General features: G+C 73.9%; 19 protein-coding genes. 9 read left to right on the top strand and 10 right to left on the bottom strand.

The window, feature by feature from the left end; all coding sequences use genetic code 11:
• Nucleotides 1-14 precede the first annotated feature (14 nt).
• From argF to ACLBXP_RS23930, 3 genes are all read left to right on the top strand, one after another.
• Complete coding sequence (gene argF / locus ACLBXP_RS23940) at nt 15-968, top strand: ornithine carbamoyltransferase (RefSeq protein ID WP_447670353.1); 954 nt, start codon at nt 15-17, stop codon at nt 966-968.
• Nucleotides 969-1,185: 217 nt separating this feature from the next.
• Nucleotides 1,186-2,214, top strand: coding sequence for an Hsp33 family molecular chaperone (locus tag ACLBXP_RS23935; protein ID WP_447670339.1), 1,029 nt, complete (start codon nt 1,186-1,188; stop codon nt 2,212-2,214).
• Nucleotides 2,215-2,386: 172 nt separating this feature from the next.
• Nucleotides 2,387-3,481 carry a hypothetical protein gene (locus ACLBXP_RS23930; protein ID WP_447670338.1) on the top strand — a complete coding sequence of 365 codons (1,095 nt, stop codon included), beginning with the start codon at nt 2,387-2,389 and terminating at the stop codon, nt 3,479-3,481.
• Nucleotides 3,482-3,522: 41 nt separating this feature from the next.
• On the opposite strand, the gene speG is transcribed toward ACLBXP_RS23930, so the two are convergent.
• The 3 genes from speG to apaG form a co-directional block, all read right to left on the bottom strand.
• Entirely contained in the window at nt 3,523-4,092 is a 570-nt protein-coding gene (speG, locus tag ACLBXP_RS23925; protein WP_447670337.1) for a spermidine N1-acetyltransferase, read from the bottom strand.
• Nucleotides 4,089-5,258 carry an acetylornithine deacetylase gene (argE, locus tag ACLBXP_RS23920; RefSeq protein ID WP_447670336.1) on the bottom strand — a complete coding sequence of 390 codons (1,170 nt, stop codon included), beginning with the start codon at nt 5,256-5,258 and terminating at the stop codon, nt 4,089-4,091. Before argE ends, speG begins: the two co-directional genes overlap by 4 nt.
• Nucleotides 5,259-5,373: 115 nt before the next feature.
• Nucleotides 5,374-5,766, bottom strand: coding sequence for a Co2+/Mg2+ efflux protein ApaG (apaG, locus tag ACLBXP_RS23915; RefSeq protein WP_447670335.1), 393 nt, complete (start codon nt 5,764-5,766; stop codon nt 5,374-5,376).
• Between the two features lie 149 nt (nt 5,767-5,915).
• Here apaG and ACLBXP_RS23910 point away from each other — a divergent pair, with 149 nt between their 5' ends.
• Nucleotides 5,916-6,386 carry a hypothetical protein gene (locus ACLBXP_RS23910; RefSeq protein ID WP_447670334.1) on the top strand — a complete coding sequence of 157 codons (471 nt, stop codon included), beginning with the start codon at nt 5,916-5,918 and terminating at the stop codon, nt 6,384-6,386.
• A gap of 50 nt (nt 6,387-6,436) precedes the next feature.
• Entirely contained in the window at nt 6,437-7,573 is a 1,137-nt protein-coding gene (locus ACLBXP_RS23905) for a 2'-deoxycytidine 5'-triphosphate deaminase (protein ID WP_447670333.1), read from the top strand.
• A 42-nt stretch (nt 7,574-7,615) separates the two neighbouring features.
• On the opposite strand, the gene ACLBXP_RS23900 is transcribed toward ACLBXP_RS23905, so the two are convergent.
• The 7 genes from ACLBXP_RS23900 to ACLBXP_RS23870 form a co-directional block, all read right to left on the bottom strand.
• Entirely contained in the window at nt 7,616-8,209 is a 594-nt protein-coding gene (locus ACLBXP_RS23900) for a hypothetical protein (RefSeq protein WP_447670332.1), read from the bottom strand.
• Nucleotides 8,210-8,314: 105 nt separating this feature from the next.
• On the bottom strand, nt 8,315-9,055 hold the full coding sequence (pgl, locus tag ACLBXP_RS23895; protein ID WP_447670331.1) for a 6-phosphogluconolactonase: 741 nt from the start codon (nt 9,053-9,055) through the stop codon (nt 8,315-8,317).
• 135 nt (nt 9,056-9,190) lie between these two features.
• On the bottom strand, nt 9,191-10,165 hold the full coding sequence (gnd, locus tag ACLBXP_RS23890) for a phosphogluconate dehydrogenase (NAD(+)-dependent, decarboxylating) (protein ID WP_447670330.1): 975 nt from the start codon (nt 10,163-10,165) through the stop codon (nt 9,191-9,193).
• Between the two features lie 50 nt (nt 10,166-10,215).
• The gene (locus ACLBXP_RS23885) at nt 10,216-13,068 is read right to left on the bottom strand and encodes a bifunctional transaldolase/phosoglucose isomerase (protein WP_447670329.1); all 2,853 of its coding nucleotides are present in this window, start codon (nt 13,066-13,068) and stop codon (nt 10,216-10,218) included.
• Between the two features lie 188 nt (nt 13,069-13,256).
• Nucleotides 13,257-15,332 carry a transketolase gene (gene tkt / locus ACLBXP_RS23880; protein ID WP_447670328.1) on the bottom strand — a complete coding sequence of 692 codons (2,076 nt, stop codon included), beginning with the start codon at nt 15,330-15,332 and terminating at the stop codon, nt 13,257-13,259.
• Nucleotides 15,333-15,351: 19 nt separating this feature from the next.
• Complete coding sequence (locus ACLBXP_RS23875; RefSeq protein ID WP_447670327.1) at nt 15,352-17,256, bottom strand: glycoside hydrolase family 15 protein; 1,905 nt, start codon at nt 17,254-17,256, stop codon at nt 15,352-15,354.
• A 287-nt stretch (nt 17,257-17,543) separates the two neighbouring features.
• A complete protein-coding gene (locus ACLBXP_RS23870; protein ID WP_447670326.1) occupies nt 17,544-18,140 on the bottom strand; it encodes a hypothetical protein in 597 nt (198 codons plus the stop codon).
• A 213-nt stretch (nt 18,141-18,353) separates the two neighbouring features.
• Here ACLBXP_RS23870 and ACLBXP_RS23865 point away from each other — a divergent pair, with 213 nt between their 5' ends.
• The 4 genes from ACLBXP_RS23865 (at nt 18,354) to ACLBXP_RS23850 (ending at nt 21,973) form a co-directional block, all read left to right on the top strand.
• Nucleotides 18,354-18,941 (top strand): ANTAR domain-containing response regulator, encoded by a 588-nt coding sequence (locus ACLBXP_RS23865; protein ID WP_447670325.1) that lies wholly within the window; start codon nt 18,354-18,356, stop codon nt 18,939-18,941.
• Nucleotides 18,942-18,945: 4 nt separating this feature from the next.
• A complete protein-coding gene (locus tag ACLBXP_RS23860; RefSeq protein WP_447670324.1) occupies nt 18,946-19,980 on the top strand; it encodes a CmpA/NrtA family ABC transporter substrate-binding protein in 1,035 nt (344 codons plus the stop codon).
• Between the two features lie 97 nt (nt 19,981-20,077).
• On the top strand, nt 20,078-20,290 hold the full coding sequence (locus tag ACLBXP_RS23855; protein WP_447670323.1) for a hypothetical protein: 213 nt from the start codon (nt 20,078-20,080) through the stop codon (nt 20,288-20,290).
• 399 nt (nt 20,291-20,689) lie between these two features.
• Nucleotides 20,690-21,973, top strand: a complete 1,284-nt coding sequence (locus tag ACLBXP_RS23850; protein ID WP_447670322.1) for an NAD(P)/FAD-dependent oxidoreductase — start codon at nt 20,690-20,692, stop codon at nt 21,971-21,973.
• Nucleotides 21,974-21,978 lie beyond the last annotated feature (5 nt).

The raw sequence follows: 21,978 nt of genomic DNA, 5'->3' as shown, positions 1-21,978 counted from the left end.
TCATGTCTCCCCTGATGACCTCCGCGCCCAACGGCCCGAGCGCCGGCCCCCGGCACTTCCTCGACCTCAAGGACTTCTCCGGGCCCGAGCTGCGCCGCGTCCTCGACACCGCCGCCGCCATCAAGGGCCGCCGCCGCAAGGGCGAGCCGGCGGCCGAGCGCCCGCTCGCCGGCCGGTTCCTGGCGATGGTGTTCGACCGGCCCTCCACCCGCACCCGCGTCTCCTTCGACGTCGCCATGCGCGAGCTCGGCGGCGAGACCCTGATGCTGACGGGCAGCGAGATGCAGCTCGGCCGCGGCGAGACCATCGGCGACACCGCCCGGGTGCTGTCCCGCTTCGTCGACGCGATCATGATCCGCATCCTCGACCACGGGCAGATGCTGGAGCTCGCCGAGAACGCCACCGTGCCGGTGATCAACGCGCTCACCAAGGTCTCGCATCCCTGCCAGATCATGGCCGACGTGATGACCTTCGAGGAGCATCGCGGGCCGATCCGCGGCCGCACCGTGGCCTGGTCGGGGGACGGCAACAACGTGCTGGCGAGCTGGGTCCACGCCGCCGCCCGCCTCGACTTCACCCTCAACGTCGCCGCCCCGCCGGAGCTGGCGATGCCGGCCTCCCTCGTGGACTGGGCCCGCGCGGAGGGCGCGCGGGTCAACGTCACCGAGGACCCGTTCGAGGCGGTGGACGGCGCCGACGCCGTGGTGACCGATTGCTGGGTCTCCATGGGCGACGACGACGACCACCACCGCCACAACCTGCTCGGGCCCTACCAGGTGAACGCCCGGCTGATGGGCGCGGCCGGCAAGGACGCGATCTTCATGCACTGCCTGCCGGCCCATCGCGGCGAGGAGGTGACGGCCGAGGTGATGGACGGCCCGCAATCGGTGGTGTTCGACGAGGCCGAGAACCGCCTGCACGCCCAGAAGGGCATCCTGGCCTGGTGCCTCCACGCGAACGGGCTCTGAGGCGGGCCCCTCGCGGGGGCCGCCCCGGCTTCCTATATGGGCAGGGAGCGGGGCCAGCCGCTCCTCCCCCGGTTTCGGCTCGGACCCATCGCCTCGCGGCACCCCCGTGATCCCTCGGCGGCGCGACGGGCTTGCCCGCCCCGTGCGGGAGAGGGCCGTGCCCGGCCGGGCGCGGTGGCGCGTGCCGCATCCGCAGCATCAATCAGTGGAAGGGGCCATGACCTCCGGTACCGAGACCTCCCCGAATCCCGCCCGTCCCCTCGGCAACGGCCACGCGAGCGGCGACGACGCCGTGCTGCCCTTCGCGGTCGAGGCCCTCGACGTGCGCGGGCGCGTCGTGCGGCTGGGGCCGTCCGTCGACACCATCCTGCGCCGCCACGGCTACCCGGACCCGGTGGCGCGGCTCCTCGGGGAGGCCGCGGCCCTCACCGCCCTGCTCGGCGCCTCCCTCAAGTTCGAGGGCCGCTTCCAGCTCCAGACCAAGACCGAGGGGCCGGTGGCGATGATCGTGGTCGACTTCGAGGCGCCGGACCGCCTGCGCGCCACCGCCCGCTTCGACGCGGAGCAGGTGGCGGCGCTCGGGAGCGGCCCCCTGCGGGCCGGCGACCTCCTGGGGCCCGGCCACCTCGCCATGACGATCGACCAGGGCTCGGCGGCGAGCCGCTACCAGGGCGTGGTGGCGCTCGAGGGCCAGACCCTGGAGGAGGCCGCCCACCAGTACTTCCGCCAGTCCGAGCAGATCCCCACGCAGGTGCGCCTCGCGGTGGCCGAGGCCTTCGAGGACGGCGAGACCCGCTGGCGGGCCGGGGGCCTGCTGGTGCAGTTCCTGCCCCAGTCGATCGACCGGGCGCGCCTCGCCGACCTGCCGCCCGGCGACATCCCGGAGAGCCACGCGCATCTGGGCGCCGCCGCGCCCGAGGACGACGCCTGGGTGGAGGCCCGCTCCCTCGTCGGCACCGTGGAGGACCACGAGCTCGTCGACCCCGCCGTGTCGAGCGAGCGCCTGCTCTACCGCCTGTTCCACGAGCGCGGCGTGCGGGTGTTCGAGGCCCAGGGCGTGCGCGAGACCTGCCGCTGCTCGCGGGAGCGCGTGATGGGGATGATCCGCTCGTTCACGCCGGAGGACCGCCGGGACATGGTGGCGGAGGACGGGCGCATCGTCATCACCTGCGAGTTCTGCTCGCGCCGCTACGATCTCGACCCGGCCGAGGTCGAGCGCGAGATCGAGGCGCGCCCGAGCCAGTAGCGCGCAATGTTGCATCGCCCGCAAAAGCAGATCTGCCGAACGGCCAAGCTCAGGCTCTGAACTGCCGGACTCGCTTACTGGTTCCGCCTCAGCAGAACAGCTTCATTTCTGGTTGAACCCTTTTCGGACCTTCGGCGTTTCGGAGCGTCGATCGTCATAGGAGGAAACAACCATGCGGACATTCGCAGTTGGATTGGCGGCCCTGCTCCTCAGCACCTCGGTCTACGCGCAGGGCGCGGCCGGTGGCGCGGAGCGCGGCGGAGCGGGGGCAGGCGCCCGCGGCGGCTCCGAGTCGAGCATGAAGGCCGGCGGGGCCGGCGAGCGTGCCGCCCGCGGCGGCGAGGAGCGCGGCACCTCGGGCCAGCAGGCCGGACGGCCGGACGGCATGCAGGGCCGGGCCGGACGCGATGGCGAGGCCGGCACGGGCCGCGCGGCGGACCGGGGCGACCAGACCGGAGACCGGGCGGAGCGCGGACGCACCGAGACCCGCACCGGCCGCGACGAGGCCCGGGGCGAGCGCCTCGACCGCCGTCAGGACCGTTCCGAGACCCGCACCCGCACGGATGTCCGGTCCCGCACCGACATCCGGCACGACCACGTCGCCGGCGAGCACCGCCGCGAGGGCCGCTTCGTGTTCATCGGCGGCCGCCGCGTCGTCTACGGCTCCCCCGAGTACCGGCGCCTGATCGTCACCGAGCGCCGCAGCAGCGGCCCGCGCTACGTGGTGATCCGCGGCCAGCGCGTGGTCTACGGCTCACCCGAGTACCGCCGCCTCGTGACCGTGCGCGAGGGCCGGGAGCGCTACGTGGTGGTCCGCGGCCAGCGCGTCGTCTACGGCTCGCCCGAGTATCGCCGCCTCACCGTCTCGACGACCGAGCGCCGCGGCGGCACCGTCAACGCGAACTTCCGCGAGCGCGACCGCACCGAGACCCGCACCAGCGTCCGCGGCGAGCGCAACGAGGGCTTCCGCAGCGAGGCCCGAAGCGGCGAGAGCCGGCGGGGCGAGGACCGGCGCATGAGCACCGAGCGCGGGCCCGAACGCAACGCCCAGCGCGACGGCGGCAACCGGGGCGAGCAGAGCGGCATCCGCAACGCCTCCGACCGGGGCGGCGCCGACCGCGGCATGAACGCCGGCGGGCAGGACCGCGGCGGCATGAACCGCGGTGGCATGGAGCGCGGCGGCCAGGATCGCGGCGGGATGGACCGTGGCGGCCAGGACCGCGGCGGTGCAGGCGGCTCCATGAAGGCCGGCCGCGGCCAGCAGTAGAGGCGCAGCGAAGGAGGCGGACGGGCGACCCGTCCGCCTCCTCACGTGCGCAGCACCGGCTCCGTGATGGGGCCGCCGCCGCGGCGGGCGAGGTAGTCGGGTTGGAACAGGCACATCCGCACGGCGTCGCGGTACTTGCCGTTGACGAAGAACTCGTCCCGCAGGACGCCCTCCGCCATGAAGCCGCAGGATTCGTAGATCCGCACCGCGCGGGCGTTGTCGCGGTCCACGTGCAGGTAGAGCTTGTGGATGTTGAGCACGCTGAAGGCGTAGTCGATGGCGATGTGGGTCGCCGTCCGGGCGAAGCCCCGCCCCTGGAAGGACGGGTGCACCGCGATCTGGAACTCGCAGCGCCGGTGCAGGTGGTTGATCTCGACGAGCTCGACCATGCCGGCGGATTGCCCGTCGGCCGCGGCGATGATGAAGCGCCGCTCGGTCTGGTTGTGGATGTTGCGCTCGCAGAGCTGCGCCAGCTCGGCGAAGGACTCGTAGGCCTCCTCGAACCAGTAGCGCATGATGCTGTCGTTGTTGTTGAGCTGGTGGACGAACTTCAGGTCCTCGCGCTCCAGCGGCCGCAGCCGCACGGCCTCGGGCGCCACCTTGCGGGTCATGCCGCGCACGCCGCCCGCAGGCGGCGCATGAAGGCGGCGCCGGCCTCCAGGGCCTCGAGGGTGATGAACTCGTCGGCCTGGTGGGCCTGGTCGATCGAGCCAGGGCCGCAGACCACGGTGGGGATGCCGGCGACCTGGAAGCGGCCGGCCTCCGTGGCGTAGGGCACCGAGATCGTGCGGTTGCGCCCCGCGAGCCGCAGGGCGAGGCGCTCGGCCTCGGAGCCCGGATCGGGGGCGAGGCCCGGCACCGCGACCTCCTCGACCGTCTCGATCCGCCCGAAGGCGCCGTAGCGGTTGAGCCGCTCGCGGGTCACCCGCTCGGCGGCCTCGGCGAAGCGGGCCGGGATCTCGCCCATGTCGAGGTCCGGCAGGCCGCGGAACTCCCAGTGGAAGGTGCAGGCCTTCGGCAGGATGTTGCGGGCCGTGCCGCCCTGGATCGTCCCGACATGGACCGTGGTGCTCGGCGGGTCGAAGCGGCCGGAGGCGTCGCCGCGGGCGATCATCGCGTCGGCGATGCCGTTCAGCTCCGCCACGAGGTCGCAGGCCGCCATCACGGCGTTGGCGCCGAGCATCGGCTTGGCCGAGTGCGCCTCGTGGCCGTGCACCGTGGTGAAGTAGGTGACGATGCTCTTGTGGGCGTCCGCCACGTCGAGGTCGGTCGGCTCCCCGACGATCACGGCGCCCGGGCGCGGCAGGTCGGCGCCGAAGCGCGCGATGGTGTCGGCGACGCCGAGGCAGGTGGTCTCCTCGTCGTAGGAGAGCAGGATGTGGATCGGCCGCTTCAGGTCGGCGGCCAGGAACTCCGGCACCGCCGCGAGGGCGAGCGCGCAGAAGCCCTTCATGTCGACGGCGCCGCGGCCGTAGGCCCGGCCCTCCGCGACCCGCAGGGTGAAGGGGTCGCCCGTCCAGGCCTGGCCCGTCACCGGCACCACGTCGGTGTGCCCCGAGAGCACGACCCCGCCGTCCTGCATCGGGCCGACGGTCGCGAAGAGCGCCGCCTTGTCGCCGGCCGCGCTCGGCACGCGGACGTGCGGCACGCCCCAGCCGTCGAGGTAGGCCGCGACCTCGTCGATCAGGCGCAGGTTCGGCTTGGCGCTCTCCGTGTCGTGGGCGACGAGGCGCGCGAGGAGTTCGAGCGGGCTCAGGCGCTCTCCGGATCCCGGCATCGCGTGTGCATCCTCCGGCGCGGCTCGGACGGGTGGGGCCGGCGCCACCGGGGAGGGGAGATAGCGGCCGCTCGCCCGCGCGCCAACCCGGCGAGGGTCGCGGCGCGCGGTCCCGTCAGTGCAGGCTGCGGTGGACGTGCGGGCTGTCGAGGGAGAAGGCCGGGATCTCGGCCTCGAAGCTCTCCCCCGCGACCGTCGCCATGGTGTAGCTGCCGGCCATCAGGCCGTCCGGCGTCGTGAGGGGGCAGCCGCTGGTGTAGCTGAACGACTCGCCGGGCTCGAGCACCGGCTGCTTGCCGACGACGCCGGCGCCGCGCACCTCCTGCAGGGAGCCGCGCCCGTCGATGATGCGCCAGTGGCGCGAGCGGAGCTGCACCTGCTCGGAGCCGTTGTTCACGATCTCGACCGTGTAGGCGAAGAAGTAGCGGCTCTCGCCGGGGGAGGATTCCTCCTCGACGAAGCGGGGCATCACGGTCACGCTGATTCCGCGCGTCTCGGCCTTGTACATCGTCCGCAAAGCCTCCCGTGCGCCGCGTCCCGCCCAGCCGGGACCGGCAAGCAGCTTCTCCGGCCGTGGAGCCTCGTGGTACGTGGCACCGGATTCGACGTCAATCGCGGCGGAATACGTCGCGCCTACAACGGGAAGTTTTGCGGACCATGGTCGAGCCGGTCCTCGCGCGTTCGGGCCCCGGTGAGCCGGCACGCCCCGCAGGCCGGGGCGGCGGCGCGCCGAGGGCGCTGCGTCGCCCGCCGCTGCGGTCCCTGGTGCTGGCGGTGCTGGCCGGCATCGCGATCCTGCGCGCCGCCGCCGCGCCCGATCCGAACCTCTGGCCGGCCGCCGCCCTCCTCGCCGGACTCGGGCTGGACACCCTCGGACGCGCGCTCCTCCGGCGGCCGGCCGCGCGCGTCGGCGTGCCCGCCGCCTTCGGCCTGCCCTCCCTGGTCCTCGGCCTCGGCGAGGCCCTCGGGCTCGCCGCGGGCGCCCTCGCCCTGCTCCTCTGGCCCGACGCGTTCCCGGTGCTGGCCAGCGCGCTCGCCGGCCTCGTGGCGATCGGCGCCTGCGCCCGGCTGGCGCTCGCCCGGATCCTGTCCCGCCTCGCCCGCTCCGAGGACTTAACGGCCCCTTAGGCCTTTGCGCACGAAAAAGGCGGGAGAAACCGGATCGGGCAGGCGCGCAGATGGCAAGGCACACGTCGCGCGGCGCGCGGCACGCACCGGAACCGGCCGCGGCCGCCTCCGCGCCCCCGAGCGGCATCCTGCCCGCCCAGGCGATCGCGGCGCTGACGCGGGACGGGGCGATCCGCCCGGACCAGCCCTACGCCGCCGACCAGATCCAGCCCGCGAGCCTCGACCTGCGCCTCGGCGCCCGCGCCTACCGGGTCCGCACCAGCTTCCTGCCGGGCGCGCGGCCGGTCTCCGCCTGCCTCGACATGCTGGCGCTGCACGCGATCGACCTGCGCCCCGGCGCCGTGCTGGAAACCGGCTGCGTCTACATCGCGGAGTTGCAGGAGCACCTGGCGCTGCCGGAGGGCCTCGCGGCCAGCGCCAACCCGAAGAGCTCGACGGGCCGCATCGACGTCTTCACCCGCGTGATCACCGACCGGGGCGCCGCCTTCGACCAGGTGGAGGCGGGCTATGCCGGGCCGCTCTACGCCGAGATCTCGCCGCGCACCTTCCCGGTCCTGGTACGCACGGGCTCGCGCCTGTCGCAGATCCGCTTCCGCCGGGGCGAGCCGCGCCTGCGCGACACCGAGCTCGCGGCGCTGCACGCCGCAACCCCCCTCGTCAGCGCGGCCCAGCCCTCGTTCACGGGCGGCGTCGCGGTCTCGGTGGATCTCGCGGGCTTCGAGGGCCTCGTCGGCTACCGGGCGAAGCGCCACACCGGCCTCGTGGACGTCGACCGGCCGGGGGCCCACCGCACGGCGGAGTACTGGGAGCCGCTGACGGCCCATCCCTCGCGCACCCTGATCCTCGACCCGGGCCAGTTCTACATCCTGGCCTCGAAGGAGGCCGTGCAGGTTCCCCCCGACCACGCGGCCGAGATGGTGCCGTTCGATCCCCTCGTGGGCGAGTTCCGGGTGCACTACGCGGGGTTCTTCGACCCCGGCTTCGGCTACGCGGAGGCCGGCGGGTCCGGCGCCCGCGCGGTGCTGGAGGTGCGCTCGCGGGACGTGCCCTTCCTGCTGGAGGACGGCCAGATCGTCGGGCGCCTCGTCTACGAGCGGATGGCGGAGCGGCCCGCCACGCTCTACGGCGCCGGCGCGGGCTCCAACTACCAGGCTCAAGGGCTGAAGCTCTCGAAGCACTTCACCTGAGCGGGCGCCGATCCCGGCGCTCCGGAGGCGTCGCGGGCGGCCTCAGTTCGGCCGCGGCGCGTCCGCGCGACGCGCGGGCGGAGCCGCGCGGCGCGGGGGGGCCTTGGGCGCGACCGCGGGGGCTGGGGCGGGCTCCTCGACGTCGAAGGCGCCCTCGCCGAGGGTCGGCAGCATGTCGAGGCTGAGGCCGGCCTGGGCGGCCTTCTGGGGCGCCTTGGCGGGCGCTGCCGCGACGGAGGCGGGCAGGGGGACGGGCGAGGGGGCAGGCAAGGATGCAGGCGAGGGCGCCGCCACGGACGGAAAGCTCGCCGGCGCGGCGGCGGCTTCGGCCACCGCGGACGGGGGAGCCGGCGGCTCGGTCCGGACCGGCGTGGCGATCTCCACCCGGGCCTGGGCGAGGGCTTCGGCCGGCTCCGCCGCGCCGCGATGGCCTGACGGGACCATGCCGACCAGGAGGGTGAGGGCCGCGGCGGCCAGCACGCCGAGCCCCGCGAGGCCGCCCACCATCGCACCGGCGAGGTGGCTCGGCGCGGCGCGCCCGCGCACGCTGCGCAGGTCACCCGGCACGAAGCGGCCGCGCCGCGGGACGAGAGTCCGGCGGATCCGATCCATCTGAACGAGGCCCGCGCCCGCCATCCTGCACCTCGCCGTCGTCGATCCGACACCGAGCCGCAGTGCGTGCGGCGGAATTATGTCCGGGGCGCCCCGGGACCCCGATTTTTCACCAACGGGGCGTCCCGGTCACGCGGGCCGGTCGGCCGCCGCGGCGTCGAGGAGCCAGATCAGCTGGCCGGCGGTGCCGATGCGGCCGGCCGGCAGGTCCTCGCCCGCCGCCAGGCGGCGCAGGGGCTCGCGCTTCGCGGGCCCGGTGACGAGGAACAGGATCCAGCGCGCGGAGGTCAGCGCCGGGATGGTGAGGCTGATGCGCGGCACGCGGGGATCCATGCCGGCCTCCGGCACCGGCGCCGCCCAGGCCCGGGCCTCGTCGACCGCCGGCTTGCCGGGAAACAGCGAGGCGGTGTGCCCGTCCTCGCCGAGGCCGAGCAGCACGAGGTCGAAGAGCGGACGGCCGGGTTCGAGGGTCCCGGAGCCGTAGAAGCCGCGCAGGGTGTCCTCGTAGGCGGCAGCACCCGCCTCCGGCCCGAGGTCGGAGGGGATGAAGTGCAGGTGCGTCTCCGGGACCGGCGTCCCGTGCCCGAAGGCCTCGCGCACCATGCGCACGTTGCTCAGGGCATCGTCCCAGGGCACGACGCGGTCGTCGCCGAAGAACCAGTGGATGCGCGACCAGGGCACCCGGTCCCGGTAGGCCTCGCTCGCCAGCAGCGCGTAGAGCCGCTTCGGCGTCGAGCCGCCCGACAGGCAAACCGAGACCCGCTCCTCGACGGAATCCGCGCAGAGGGCGACGAGGTGGTCGGCCGCAGCCCTGGCCACGGCGTCGGCATCGGCGAAGACCTGGGCGCCCGGGGGCAGCGGAATGGTCATGGCAATCTCCACGCTCGGGCCGTTCGACCGTCCTTGCGCGGGCCGGGGGCGACCCGGGCCGCGCGTCGAACCCGACGGACGACGCGCCGCCGGCCCGCGCGTTCCGACCTTTTGCCCCCCTGGCCGCGGCCGGGCCTATTTCGGCTCGACGTGCCCGCCGAAGCCCATGCGCATCGCCGAGAGCAGCTTGTCGGCGAAGCTCGCGTGCTCGCGGGAGCGGAAGCGGGCGTAGAGGGCTGCCGAGAGCACGTTGGCGGGCACGGATTCCTCGATGGCCGCGTTCAGCGTCCAGCGCCCCTCGCCCGAATCCGCGACGAAGCCCGAGAAGTCGTCGAGCTGCTCGTCGCCCGCCAGGGCCTGGGCGGTCAGGTCGAGGAGCCAGGAGGAGACCACGCTGCCGCGCCGCCACACCTCGGCGATGTCGCCGATGTCGAGGTCGAAGCGCTGCGCCTCCGGCAGCTCCGCCGCGTTGGCGTGCTTCAGGATGTCGAAGCCCTCCGCGTAGGCCTGCATCAGGCCGTACTCGATGCCGTTATGGACCATCTTGACGAAGTGGCCGGCCCCGCTCGGGCCCGCATGGATGTAGCCCTGCTCGGCGCGGGGGTCGCGCCCCTCGCGGCCGGGGGTGCGGGGCACGTCGCCGAGGCCGGGGGCCAGCGTCGCGAAGATCGGGTCGAGGCGGTCGACGGCCGGCCTGTCGCCGCCGATCATCATGCAGTAGCCGCGCTCCAGGCCCCAGACGCCGCCGGAGGTGCCGACGTCGACGTAGTGGATGCCCCGCGCCCGCAGGTCGGCGGCGCGGCGGATGTCGTCCTTGTAGAAGGAGTTGCCGCCGTCGATGATGGTGTCGTCGGCCGCCATCAGGCCGCCGAGCCGCTCCACCGTGCCCTCGGTGATCGCGCCGGCAGGCAGCATCACCCAGGCGGCCCGGGGAGCCTCGAGCCGCTCCACGAACTCCTCGAGGCTCGCCGCGCCCGTGGCCCCGTCCTTCACGAGCGCCGCCACGGCTTCCGCGTTCTGGTCGAACACGACGGCCGTGTGCCCGTCCCGCAGGAGGCGGCGGACGATGTTGCCGCCCATCCGGCCGAGGCCGATCATGCCGAGTTGCATCCTGACTCTCCGTGTTCCCCGGTCGTCTCCGCGAAGGCGGTCGGTGCTCCTCAGACCAGGGCGCCCTCGATCGCCGCCGCGATGCGCCTCAGCCCGGCGGCCACGTCGCCGCCCCTGACGTGGACGCGCAGCGCGCGCCGGCCGCGCTCGGCCAGCACCGCGAAGTCGCCGCGGGCCTGCGCCGCAACCACCGTGCCGAACCCGAGCTTGCGGCCCGGAATCGCGAGGTCGGCGGTCGGGTCGGCGGTGATCTGCACGAACACGCCGGAATCCGGGCCGCCCTTGTAGGCCTGCCCCGTCGAGTGGAGGAAGCGCGGGCCGAACTCCAGGCAGGTGGCGAGGCGCCGCTTGTCGCGCAGCGCGATCCGCGCCGCCTGCAGGATGGCGTGGTTCCCAGCCTCGCGCGGCACGTAGGCGAGGAGCGCGACGTAGTCGCCGTCCTTGAGCCGCCCGACCTGGGCGCGCAGCGCCGCGTCGAGCCCCTCGCGGGCCTCGGGCAGGGCGTCGGCGTTGGCCGGGTCGGCGTAGAGGGCGATGCCCTCATCCTCGTAGAGCGGCGTCTCAGCGGGCAGGGACCCGCTCGCCTCGGCGGCGTCGAACAGCTTCTTGGTCTCGACCTTGCTCGCCTCGACGTCGGGCTGGTCGAACGGGTTGATGCCGAGCACCGCGCCCGCCACCGCGGTGGCCATCTCGAAGCGGAAGAACTCCTGGGGCAGCTGCTCCAGCGTCTCCAGGGTGATGCGGGCGACGGGGTGGCCCTCCCGCTCCAGGTTGCGCACGGCCTCGTCCTGCTGCGCGTCCGCGAAGCCGTCGAGGCGCAGGTACACGAAGAAGCGGTCGCGCCCGTAGGTCGCGGGCACGTCGACGGGCTCGCCGTCGATCGGGATCAGCCCCTTGCCCTGCTTGCCGGTGGATTCGGCGATGAGCTGCTCGGCCCAGGCCCCGAAGGTGGCGATCGCCGGGGAGGCGATGATCGTCACCTTGTCGCGCCCCTCCGTCACCGCGGCGGTGCCGAGCGCCGCGCCGAGCTGCACGCCCGGGTTCTGGGCGGGCGGCACGGCCGGGCCGCAGGAGCGGACCATGACGCGGGCGATCCCCAGGAACTCGCCGACGTCGATGCCGATGGCGGCGGCCGGCACCAGCCCGAAGGCCGACAGCACGGAGTAGCGCCCGCCGATCTGCGGCACGCCGTAGAAGACCTTGTGGAAGCCGTCCGCCTTGGCAGCCCGCTCCATGGCGGAGCCCGGATCGGTGACCGCCACGAAGTGGTCGCCCGCCCGCTCGCCGACCACCTCCTTCATGCGGCCGAGGAAGTAGTCGCGGAAGACGTTGGGCTCCAGCGTCGAGCCGGACTTGCTCGCCACGATGAACAGGGTCCTGGAGAGGTCGACCGCCGCCTCGACGGCCCGCACCTCGTCGGGATGGGTCGAGTCGAGGATGCGCAGCTTCGGGAAGCCGTCGCGGTGGCCGTAGGTCTCGGAGAGCACCTCCGGGCCGAGGCTGGAGCCGCCCATGCCGAGCACCACCGCGTCGGTGAAGCCGCGGTCGCGGACCCAGGCCGCGAACTCGGCGTAGTAGGAGGCTCGCGCGAGCTCGTCCTCGACGATGCGCAGCCAGCCGAGCCACCTGTCCTCGTCGGCGTTCGACCAGACGGACGTGTCGTGGGCCCAGAGACGGCGGATGGCGCCGCTCGCCCGCCAGGCCTCCACGGCCTTGTCGGTCTCGGCCTTCAGGCCGTCGGCGAGGCCGAGGCTCTGCCCGTCGAGGCGGTGGCCCAGCAGCGCGGCGCGCTTGCCCGCCACCGCGCCGAGGAGCTTGTCGGCCGCGTCCACGAAGAGCTGCACGCCCTCCTCGACGAGCTGGCGCGCCACCGCCTCGATGTCGATGCCGGCCTTCGCGAGGCCCGCCATCACGGCCTCGGCGCCGGGCAGGTCCTCCTCGATGGCCGCGCGCACCTGCCCGTGGTCCCGGAAGGCGTCCATGGTGGCCGGCGGCATGGTGTTGACGGTGTTCGGGCCGATCAGCTCCTCGACGTAGAGCACGTCCGAGTAGGCCTTGTTCTTGGTGCCCGTGGAGGCCCAGAGCAGGCGCTGCGCCTTGGCGCCCTTGTCGGCCAGCGCCGTCCACGATCCCTCCGCGAAGATGCGCTTGTAGCGCTGGTAGGCGAGCTTGGCGTTGGCGATCGCGACCTTGCCCTTGAGGGCTTCGAGCGAGCCCCGGGCATCGGCATCCTCGGTCTCGGCAATCTTCTGGTCGAGGAGCTTGTCGACCGCGCTGTCGATGCGGCTGATGAAGAAGCTCGCGACGCTCGCGACCCGGGAGACGTCGCCGCCCTTGCGGGCGAGGTCCGCGAGCCCCTCGACGAAGGCGCGCGCCACCTGCTCGTAGGCGCTCTGCGAGAACAGCAGGGTGACGTTGATCGAGATGCCTTCCGAGGTGAGCTGGCGGATCGCCGGGATGCCCTCCGGGGTCGCCGGCACCTTCACCATCAGGTTGTCGCGCCCCACCGCCTCGTGCAGGCGGCGGGCCTCCGCGAGCGTCGCCTCGGTGTCGAGGGCGAGGTAGGGCGAGACCTCGAGGCTGACGTAGCCGTCCGCCCCATCGCTCGCCTCGTAGACGGGCCTGAGCACGTCCGCGGCGGCCTGGATGTCCGCGATGGCGAGGCCCTCGTAGAGGTCGATCACCCGCGCGTCGCCCGCCTCCATGGCGGCCTTCAGGGCGCCGTCGTACTCGTCGGAGGCGCCGATCGCCTTCTCGAAGATCGACGGGTTCGAGGTGACGCCCCGCAGGCCGTCCCCCTCGACGAGCGCCTTGAGCTCGCCCTTCTCGATGAAGCCCCGGGCCACGAAGTCGAGCCAGACGGCCTGATCCTGTTCGGCGTGCAGGGCCTTGAGCGCGTTCATGTCGGTCGATCCTCGGATGATCCGCCCCACCCCGGGCACCGCGGCCGGGGCTCGGGGCGTCGTTCAGGTTCGGCCCCCGGCCCGTTCCCGGGCGCGGGGGAGGGCCCGCCCGCGCCCCGAACCTCGTGCGGTTGCGGGGCATCGGCAAGGGGCCGCAGGCTGCAAGGGGCCTCGCGCAGCAAGGAGCCTCAGCCGCGGTGGCGCGCGATCTGGTCCCGGGCGGCCTGCAGCACCTTGTCGGGGGTGAAGCCGAACTTGGTGAGCAGGTCCTTGAGGGGCGCCGAGGAGCCGAAGGTCGACATGCCGATGATCGCGCCCGCCGAGCCCGCGTAGCGGTCCCAGCCGATCACCGAGCCCTGCTCCACCGCGACGCGGGCGAGCACGCCGGGCGGCAGCACGCTCTCGCGGTAGGCCGCGTCCTGGCGCTCGAACAGGTCCCAGGACGGCATCGAGACGACGCGGGCCCGGACGCCCTCCGCCTTCAGGGCCTCGTAGGCCGAGACGCAGAGCTGCACCTCGGAGCCGGAGCCCATCAGGATCACCTCCGGCTCGCCCTCGCAGTCGCCGAGCACGTAGGCGCCCTTGGCCACGCCCGAGGCCGCTCCGTAGGTGGCCCGGTCGAAGGTCGGCAGGGGCTGGCGCGAGAGAGCGAGCACCGCCGGCTGGTCCTTCAGCGAGAAGATCAGCCGGTAGGCCTCGGCCACCTCGTTGGCGTCGCACGGCCGCAGGGTCACGAGGCCGGGGATCGCCCGCAGGGAGAGGATCTGCTCCACCGGCTGGTGGGTCGGCCCGTCCTCGCCGACGCCGATCGAATCGTGCGTGAAGATGTGGAAGATCGGCAGCTCCATGAGGGAGGCGAGGCGGATCGGCGGCCGCATGTAGTCGGCGAAGACCAGGAAGGTCGCCCCGTAGGCGCGAAGCCCCACGAGGCCGAGGCCGTTCACGATGGAGCCCATGGCGTGCTCGCGCACGCCGAAGTGGATGTTGCGCCCGCCCGGCTCGAAGGGCGTGAGCGAGCCCGCCCCCTCGAAGGTGAGGTTCGACTTGTTCGAGGGCGCGAGGTCGGCCGAGCCGCCGAGCAGGAAGGGCACGGCTTTCGCGATGGCGTTGAGCACCTTGCCGGAGGATTCGCGCGTCGCGATCCCCTTGGCGTCGGCCGGGAACACCGGGATGTCCCGGTCCCAGCCCTCGGGCAGGCGCCCGTTCAGGAAGGCGTCGAGGTCCTCGGCGTGGTCCGCATCCGCCTCCTTGGCGGCCTGCAGGAAGCCGGCCCACTGGCCGTGGAGCGCCGCGCCCCGCTGGCCGATGCCCTCCCGGAAGCGGTCGTAGACGCCGTCCGGAACCAGGAACTCCGCGTCCTCCGGCCAGCCGTAGGCGCGCTTGGCGCCCTTCACCTCGTCGGGGCCGAGGGCGTCCGAGTGCGCCTTGGCGGTGTTCTGCTTGGTCGGCGCGCCGTAGCCGATGATCGAGTTGACGATGATGAGCGTCGGGCGGTCGGAGGATTGCAGGAAGGTCTCGAGGGCGCCCGCGATGGCGTGGACGTCGTTGGCGTCGGCGACCCGCAGCACCTGCCAGCCGTAGGCGAGGAAGCGCGTGGCCACCTCCTCCCCGAAGGCGAGCTCGGTGTGGCCCTCGATCGTGATGGTGTTGTTGTCGTAGATCCAGCAGAGGTTCGACAGGCGCAGGTGCCCGGCGATCGAGGCGGCCTCCGAGGCCACGCCCTCCATCAGGTCGCCGTCCGAGCAGATCGCGTAGACGTTGTAGTCGAACAGGGGCAGGTCCGGCCGGTTCAGGCGCTCGCCGAGGAAGCGGCCGCCCATCGCCATGCCGACGGAGTTCGCCACGCCCTGGCCGAGCGGGCCGGTGGTGGTCTCGACGCCGGTGGTGAAGTGGTACTCGGGATGGCCCGGGGTGCGGCTGTCGAGCTGGCGGAACTTCTTGATGTCCTCGATCGTCACGGCCGGCGCGTTGCCGCCGTCCTTCTCCGCCACGCCGGCGAGGTGGAGGAGCCCGTAGAGCAGCATCGAGGCGTGGCCGGCCGACAGCACGAAGCGGTCGCGGTTCGGCCAGTGCGGGTGCGCCGGGTCGTAGCGTAGGTAGCGGTTCCACAGGGTGTAGGCCACGGGCGCGAGCGCCATCGGCGCGCCGGCATGGCCCGAATTCGCCTTCTGCACGGCGTCGATGGCCAGCGTCCGGATGGTGTTGATCGCGAGCCGGTCGATCTCGGCGAGGTCCGCCTTGGCGACGGTGTCTGCTCCGCTCATGGTCTTCGTTCTTCCTGCATCAGCCGCGCGGCACGACGCCTGCCGCCACCGCGCGTGGGTTCACCCGTTGGCTCCCGGGCCGGGCACGCCCGGGACGGGAGGGTCCCGTCTCCTCGGCGCCCTCCGCCCCGGCGCCCCGCTCCCGCGCGGGGCCGTCCGCACGGCTGTAATTGAGGATGGTGTTCACGAGTGCAACATGGCTGAACGCCTGGGGGAAGTTCCCGACGAGGCGCCCTGCGTCCACGTCATACTCCTCCGACACCAGGCCGAGGTCGTTGCAGACGCCGATCAGGCGCTCGATCAGGGCGCGGGCCTCGCCGCAGCGTCCGAGGCCGATCAGGTTGTCCGCGTACCAGAAGCTGCAGGGCAGGAAGGCGCCCTCGCCGCCGGGCAGGCCGTCCGTGCTCTGGTCGTGGGTCTCGTAGCGCAGCACGAAGCCGTCGCGCATCAGGCGCTCGCCGATCGCCTCGACGGTGCCGACGACCCGGGGGTCGTCCTGGGGCAGGAAGCCCATGTGGGCCATCAGCAGCAGGCTCGCGTCGAGGTCCTTGGAGCCGTAGTACTGCACGAAGCTGTTCAGCTCCGGGTCGAAGCCCTTCCGGCAGACCTCGGCGTGGATCTCGTCGCGGATCGCCTTCCAGCGCTCCACCGGCGCGTCCGGCGCGTCCGTCTCGTCGGTGTGGCTGCGGATCGCCCGGTCGAAGGCGACCCAGGCCATCACCTTCGAGTGCACGAAGTGCTTGCGGCCGCCGCGCACCTCCCAGATGCCCTCGTCGGGCTCCCGCCAGGCGGTCTCCAGGTGCTTCATGATGGCGAGGCCGACCCGCCAGCCGTCCTTGTCGGTGCGCATGCCGCGCACCCGCGCCTGGTAGAGGGCGTCGAACAGCTCGCCGTAGACGTCGAGCTGGAACTGCGAGACCGCGGCGTTGCCGACCCGCACGGGCTTCGCGCCCTCGTAGCCCGGCAGCCAGTCGAGCTCGATCTCGGGCAGCAGGCGCTCGCCCGCGATGCCGTAGAGGATGTGGGCCTGCTCGGGGTTGCCGGCCACCGCCCGCAGGAGCCAGTCGCGCCAGGCGCGGGCCTCGTCGAGGTAGCCCGCATCCATCAGGGCGAGCAGCGTGAAGGTCGAGTCGCGCAGCCAGCAGAACCGGTAGTCCCAGTTGCGCACGCCGCCGAGCTGCTCGGGCAGGGAGGTGGTGGGGGCGGCCACGATGCCGCCGGTCGGCATGTAGATCAGGGCCTTGAGGGTCAGGAGCGAGCGCTGCAGCACGGCGTCCCAGGGGGTGCCGCGGGCGCAGTGGCGGGACCAGTCGCGCCAGTAGCGGTCGGTCTCGCCGAGCACCTTGCGGGGCTCGATCGGGGGCGGGTCGTCCTCGTGGGAGGCGCCGTAGCTCAGCGTGAAGGCGACGCTCTCGCCGGCATGCACCGTGAAGTCCGAGACCGTGGTCTGGCCGGCGCCGCGCAGGTGGGCGCGGGTGCGCAGGACGACCTTGTGGGGGCCCGAGATGGCGCGCAGGTCGCCGAGCTCGTTGTGGGAGACCCAGGGCACGGCCGAGCCGTAGTCGAAGCGCAGGGCGAGATCCATCCGCATGGCGACCCGGCCGTGCACGCCCTCCACGAGGCGGATCAGGTGCGAGCCGTCCCCGGCCGGCATGTAGTCCGTCACCCGCACCTCGCCCTCGCGGGTCCGGTGGACGGTTTCCAGCACGAGGCTGCCGTCGCGGTAGGCGCGGCTGGTCACGACGTTTGCGGCGGCCGGCGCGATCCGCCAGTGGCCGTGCGCCTCCGTGCCGAGCAGCGCCGCGAAGCAGGCGGCCGCGTCGAAGCGCGGCCAGCACAGCCAGTCGATGCTGCCCGCCCGGCTGACCAGGGCGGCGGTCCGCCCGTCGCCGATCAGCGCGTAATCCTCGATCCGTGCGGCCATGTCGTGCCTCGTGGCCTGTCTTGCCTCGTGGGATGCGCCGGACCCTCGCGGGACGGGCGGCGCCGCGCCGGGCATGCGGCCGCCCCTCGCGGGACACCCCTTGCCGGACGTCCTGCGCCGGGCCCGTCCTGCCGGACGCACCCGGTGGGGTTGCTGCGGTGCAGATTCTGCCAAGCTGCGTTGCGGGCTCAACTAGGCCGGCGGGCGCGCCGGTCCAGCCTGAGGCCCGCCCCCACGCAGGATGCGGGCCGGGACGCCGTGTCGGGAGGGGCGCGCGGGCCGCGCCCTCAGCGAAGCCCGTCCATCGCGATCGCCACCGAGCCCCGGAGCGCCGTGGCGCCGGTCCGCACCAGGGCGGCGGCCTCGCTCAGCGCCCGCGTGGCGGGCGCGAAGGGGAGGGCGAAGTCGGGCAGCACGCCCTCCTCGTCGGCGGTCTGCGTCCCGGCCCGGCTCGCGAACGGGTCCGTGCGGGGAGGCTCCGGCGCCTGGGCGGCGACGACCGGCCGGTGGGCCTCCCCGCAGCGCGGGCCCGGGCAGGCCCGCCGCGGGGCGGGCACGGCGGCGATGCGAGGGGCCGGCGCCACCACGATCACGGGGGCGGCAAACGCCTCCGGCGCCAGGGGAAAGCGCCCGAAGGCGATGGACGCGGGCGCCCGCGGCGCGGCCGCGGCGGCGCCGTGAGGGCGCGCCGTATCGCCGGCGGCGGCGAAGGCCCGGGCATCGACCGCCGCGGGAGCCGCGGGGGCCGCCGGCACCGCCGCTGGCTCGCGGCAGAGCAGCGAGAACCCGGCGACGATCACGGCCGTCGCCAGCGTCGGCAGGAAGGGCAGGCCGAGGCCCGAGCCCCGCGGGGCGGCGTCGGTTGCGGGAGCCAGCGGGTCCATCCGGTGCATCCGACTCAGTTCCACCCGGCTCGCGTTGCGACGCCGACAGTTGCGGCGCCCTTTGCGGCGGAAGCTGGGCCGCAATCTCTCCGGCGTGTAACCGGGGCACGACGCTTGCGTCGGGCCGCCCGCCGCGGCATCCGCCGGGGCGACGCGTCCCGCCACCCGTCACGCACCTTCCCGCGCCCTTGCCGGGCGAGCCGCCGGGCCTCGATGACCGAATCCAGCCTCACCGTCGCCGTGATCGATCCGAGCCGGGCCCGCGCGGCGATCCTCGAGGAGGGCCTGCGGGCCGCCGGCATCGGGCGCGTCGTGGCGATCCCCGACACCGCCGACCTGATGGAGCGCGTCGCCGCCCTGCGCCCCGACGTGGTGGTGATCCACCTGGAGAGCCCGAGCCGGGACATCCTGGAGCAGATGTCCGGCGTCTCGCGCCACGCCGAGCGGCCGGTGGCGATGTTCGTCGACCGCTCGGACGCCACCATGATGCAGGCGGCGGTCGATGCCGGCATCTCGGCCTACGTGGTGGACGGCCTGCGCCCGGAGCGCATCAAGTCGATCCTCGACATCGCGATCCTGCGCTTCAACGCCTTTGCGCGGCTGCAGCGGGAGCTCTCCGAGGCGCGGGGCGAGCTCGCCGACCGCAAGCTGATCGAGCGCGCCAAGGGCATCCTGATGGCCATGAAGGGCCTCAGCGAGGACGAGGCCTACAAGCAGCTCCGCCGCAAGGCCATGAACGAGAAGCGCAAGATCGCCGACATCGCCCGCGCCATCGTCACCACCGCCGACCTGCTCGGGTGAGATCATGAGACTGCAGGTCGGCTACATCCCGCTCCTCGACGCAGCGCCCCTCATCGCCGCCCACGAGCTCGGCTTCGCCCGCGCCGAGGGGCTCGAGCTCGACCTCTCGGCCGAGCCATCCTGGGCCACCCTGCGCGACCGGCTGGCGCTCGGCCACCTCGATGCCGCCCACATGCTGGCGCCGCTGGCGCTGGCGAGCGCCCTCTCCCTCAGCGGACCGCCCTCCGACCTCGTGGTGCCGCTCGCCCTGAGCCTCAACGGCAACGCGCTCACGCTCTCGGCCCCGCTCTGGGCCGAGATGCAGGTCCTGTCCGAAACGGATGGCGATGCGGGCGAGGCCGGGACCGCGGCCCGCGCCTTCGCCCGCGTCGCGGAGGCGCGGCACCGGAGCGGGCGGCCCCTGACCCTCGGGACCGTGCACCCGTTCTCCACCCACACCTACCAGATCCGGCTCTTCGCCGAGCAGGGGGGCCTCGACCCGGCGGCCCTGCGCCTCGTGGTGGTGCCGCCCCAGCACAGCGTGGAGGCCCTGGCCCGGGGCCTCGTCGACGGCTACTGCGCCGGCGCGCCGTGGAGCGCGGCCGCCGTGGCGGCCGGCCTCGGGCGGATCGCGGCGCTCGGCTGCGACATCGCCCCGAACGCGCCCGAGAAGGTGCTGGCCGTGCCGGCCCGCCTCGGCGAGGCCACGCTGCCCCTGGTGCGGGCGGTGGCGCAGGCGGGCCTGTGGTGCGCCGATCCGGCCAACCGCAGCGACCTCGCCCACCGCCTCGCCCGGCGCGGCCAGCTCGGCCTCGACGCCGGCCTGCTCGCCGCCGCGCTGGCGGGCGAGATCGTCCTCGACGCGGAGGGCCGCACGGTCTCGGCCCCCGCGCACCTGCGCCTCGGCGCCCCCGCCCAGCGCCCCGCGCCGGCCCAGGTGCGCTGGCTCCTGGCGCAGATGCGCGCCGCCGGCCAGATCCCCCCGGGCGAGGACATCGCCGCCGCGGCCGAGGCGGTCTACCGCCCCGACCTCTACGCGGCGGCGGGCCTCCCGGCGTGACGCGCGCGGGGCGCCGCGCACGCCTCCCGCAAAATGCCACCGCGGACGCGTCGCGCGGCTGGAACGCGGAGGCGGGGATCGCCGTTATCACGCTGCCATGCCCGGTTGCCGTCGCTTCGCCAGCTCCGACCTTCCTCCGACCCGCCGAAACCGGGTCGAGGTCAGCCGCTACGTGCGGCTTCGGGCGGTGCCGCCCCGGGCCTCCAACGACAACCGCGCCGCCGCCTCGCCCAAGCTCTGGCACTGGGCGCTCGCCTTCGGCACGGCCCCGACGATCGGCCTCGTCCTCGCCCTCTCGATCCTGATCTGAGCCGCCGCACGAGCCGGCTGCCCGCCGCCCGAGGGCGCGGGTCGCAGAGGCGCGTGCGCGCCTGGGTCCCGGCCCCGGCGCGCCGGCCTGCATCATTCGAATCCAACAGCCTCATCTTTGTGCAGCGCACGCGCCTGCGGCGCACCCCTGCGCGCGCGCCGGCCGCGGGCCCTGAAGCCCAATGATCTCAGGCTTCTAGCCTCACCGGCGGGCACTGGCACGGAACCTGCAAAACTCACCCGTCCGTCAACGGCGACGGGCAGCACCGTCAGCGAGGCCGCTGATCCGGTTGCCTCGCGGGCGATGACGCTCGGCGGGCGACGACCGGCAGCGGCTTTTTCGTGGGCGGTCCGCCAATCCCTCCACCGAGGCTCCAGGAACATCGAGACGCGACGCGCCATGACCCAATCAGGCACGGAACACGAGCCACCCCCCTCGCGGGACCGCATCGTCCCCCCGCGGGAGCGCCTGGTGGTCGTCGGCAACGGCATGGCGTCCCTGCGCTTCCTGGAGCGCCTGACCGAGGGCGCGCCCGGCCGCTACGACGTCACCGTCGTCGGCGCCGAGCCCGTGGCGGCCTACAACCGGGTGCTGCTCTCCTCGCTCCTCGGCGGCGAGGTCGACGAGGCGGCCTGCGCGTTCCGGAGCCTCGACTGGTACGCCGAGCACGGCATCCGCCTGATCACCGGGGCGCCCGTGACCGCCATCGACCGCGCGGCCGGCCTCGCGATCGTCGGCGAGGCCCACGTCCTGCCCTTCGACAAGCTGGTGCTGGCAGTGGGCTCCACCCCGATCCGCCTGCCGAAGCCCGGCATGGACCTGCCCGGCGTCATCACCTTCCGGGACCTCGCCGACGTCGCCGCGATCCGCAAGGCGGCGGTGCGGCACGCCCGCGCCATCGTGATCGGCGGCGGCCTGCTCGGGCTCGAGGCGGCGGTGGGCCTCGCCCGGCTCGGCATCGACACCACGCTGCTCCACGTCATGGACCGCCTGATGGAGCGCCAGCTCGACCACGCGGCCGCGGGCCTCGTGAAGCGGGCGATGGAGGCCCGCGGCGTGCGGGTGATCCTCCGGGCCGACACCGCCGCGGTGGAGGGCGAGGGCAGGGTCGAGCGCCTGCGGCTCACCGACGGCACGGTGCTGCCGGCCGACCTCGTGGTGATGTCGGTGGGCGTGCGCCCCGCCACCGCCCTGGCGCAGGGGGCCGGCCTCGAGATCAACCGCGGCATCAGGGTCGACGACCGCATGGCCACCTCCGACCCGCGCATCTTCGCGCTGGGCGAGTGCGCCGAGCACCGGGGCCAGATCTACGGCCTCGTGGAGCCCGCCTACGAGCAGGCCGAGACGCTCGCCCGCCACCTCACCGGGCAGGACGCCGCCTACCTCGGCACCGCGCTCTCCACGAGCCTCAAGGTCTCGGGCCTGCCGGTCTTCTCGGCGGGCGTGGTCGACACGCCGGAGGGCGCCGAGGCCGTGGTGATGAGCGACCCCGGCGCCGGGCTCTACCGCAAGCTCCTCGTGGAGAACGACCGGCTGATCGGCGCGGTCTTCGTCGGCGACATCGCCGAGCAGGGCTGGTGCAAGGCCCTGATCCGCTCGGGCGAGCCAGTCGCCGGCCACATCGACGACCTGATGTTCGGGCGCCCCGCGCCGGCATCCCCCGCCCAGACCCTCGCAGCGTGACGGAG

It is taken from the genome of Methylobacterium sp. A54F (genome assembly GCF_053346035.1).
The sequence above is the reverse complement of the archived record's forward strand: the minus strand, read 5'-3'. Positions and strand labels throughout refer to the sequence as shown.

Coding starts and splice junctions, on each gene's coding strand:
- argF (WP_447670353.1), top strand. CDS start 15: ATGACCTCCGCGCCCAACGGCCCGAGCGCCGGCCCCCGGCACTTCCTC.
- ACLBXP_RS23935 (WP_447670339.1), top strand. CDS start 1,186: ATGACCTCCGGTACCGAGACCTCCCCGAATCCCGCCCGTCCCCTCGGC.
- ACLBXP_RS23930 (WP_447670338.1), top strand. CDS start 2,387: ATGCGGACATTCGCAGTTGGATTGGCGGCCCTGCTCCTCAGCACCTCG.
- speG (WP_447670337.1), bottom strand. CDS start 4,092: ATGACCCGCAAGGTGGCGCCCGAGGCCGTGCGGCTGCGGCCGCTGGAG.
- argE (WP_447670336.1), bottom strand. CDS start 5,258: ATGCCGGGATCCGGAGAGCGCCTGAGCCCGCTCGAACTCCTCGCGCGC.
- apaG (WP_447670335.1), bottom strand. CDS start 5,766: ATGTACAAGGCCGAGACGCGCGGAATCAGCGTGACCGTGATGCCCCGC.
- ACLBXP_RS23910 (WP_447670334.1), top strand. CDS start 5,916: ATGGTCGAGCCGGTCCTCGCGCGTTCGGGCCCCGGTGAGCCGGCACGC.
- ACLBXP_RS23905 (WP_447670333.1), top strand. CDS start 6,437: ATGGCAAGGCACACGTCGCGCGGCGCGCGGCACGCACCGGAACCGGCC.
- ACLBXP_RS23900 (WP_447670332.1), bottom strand. CDS start 8,209: ATGGCGGGCGCGGGCCTCGTTCAGATGGATCGGATCCGCCGGACTCTC.
- pgl (WP_447670331.1), bottom strand. CDS start 9,055: ATGACCATTCCGCTGCCCCCGGGCGCCCAGGTCTTCGCCGATGCCGAC.
- gnd (WP_447670330.1), bottom strand. CDS start 10,165: ATGCAACTCGGCATGATCGGCCTCGGCCGGATGGGCGGCAACATCGTC.
- ACLBXP_RS23885 (WP_447670329.1), bottom strand. CDS start 13,068: ATGAACGCGCTCAAGGCCCTGCACGCCGAACAGGATCAGGCCGTCTGG.
- tkt (WP_447670328.1), bottom strand. CDS start 15,332: ATGAGCGGAGCAGACACCGTCGCCAAGGCGGACCTCGCCGAGATCGAC.
- ACLBXP_RS23875 (WP_447670327.1), bottom strand. CDS start 17,256: ATGGCCGCACGGATCGAGGATTACGCGCTGATCGGCGACGGGCGGACC.
- ACLBXP_RS23870 (WP_447670326.1), bottom strand. CDS start 18,140: ATGGACCCGCTGGCTCCCGCAACCGACGCCGCCCCGCGGGGCTCGGGC.
- ACLBXP_RS23865 (WP_447670325.1), top strand. CDS start 18,354: ATGACCGAATCCAGCCTCACCGTCGCCGTGATCGATCCGAGCCGGGCC.
- ACLBXP_RS23860 (WP_447670324.1), top strand. CDS start 18,946: ATGAGACTGCAGGTCGGCTACATCCCGCTCCTCGACGCAGCGCCCCTC.
- ACLBXP_RS23855 (WP_447670323.1), top strand. CDS start 20,078: ATGCCCGGTTGCCGTCGCTTCGCCAGCTCCGACCTTCCTCCGACCCGC.
- ACLBXP_RS23850 (WP_447670322.1), top strand. CDS start 20,690: ATGACCCAATCAGGCACGGAACACGAGCCACCCCCCTCGCGGGACCGC.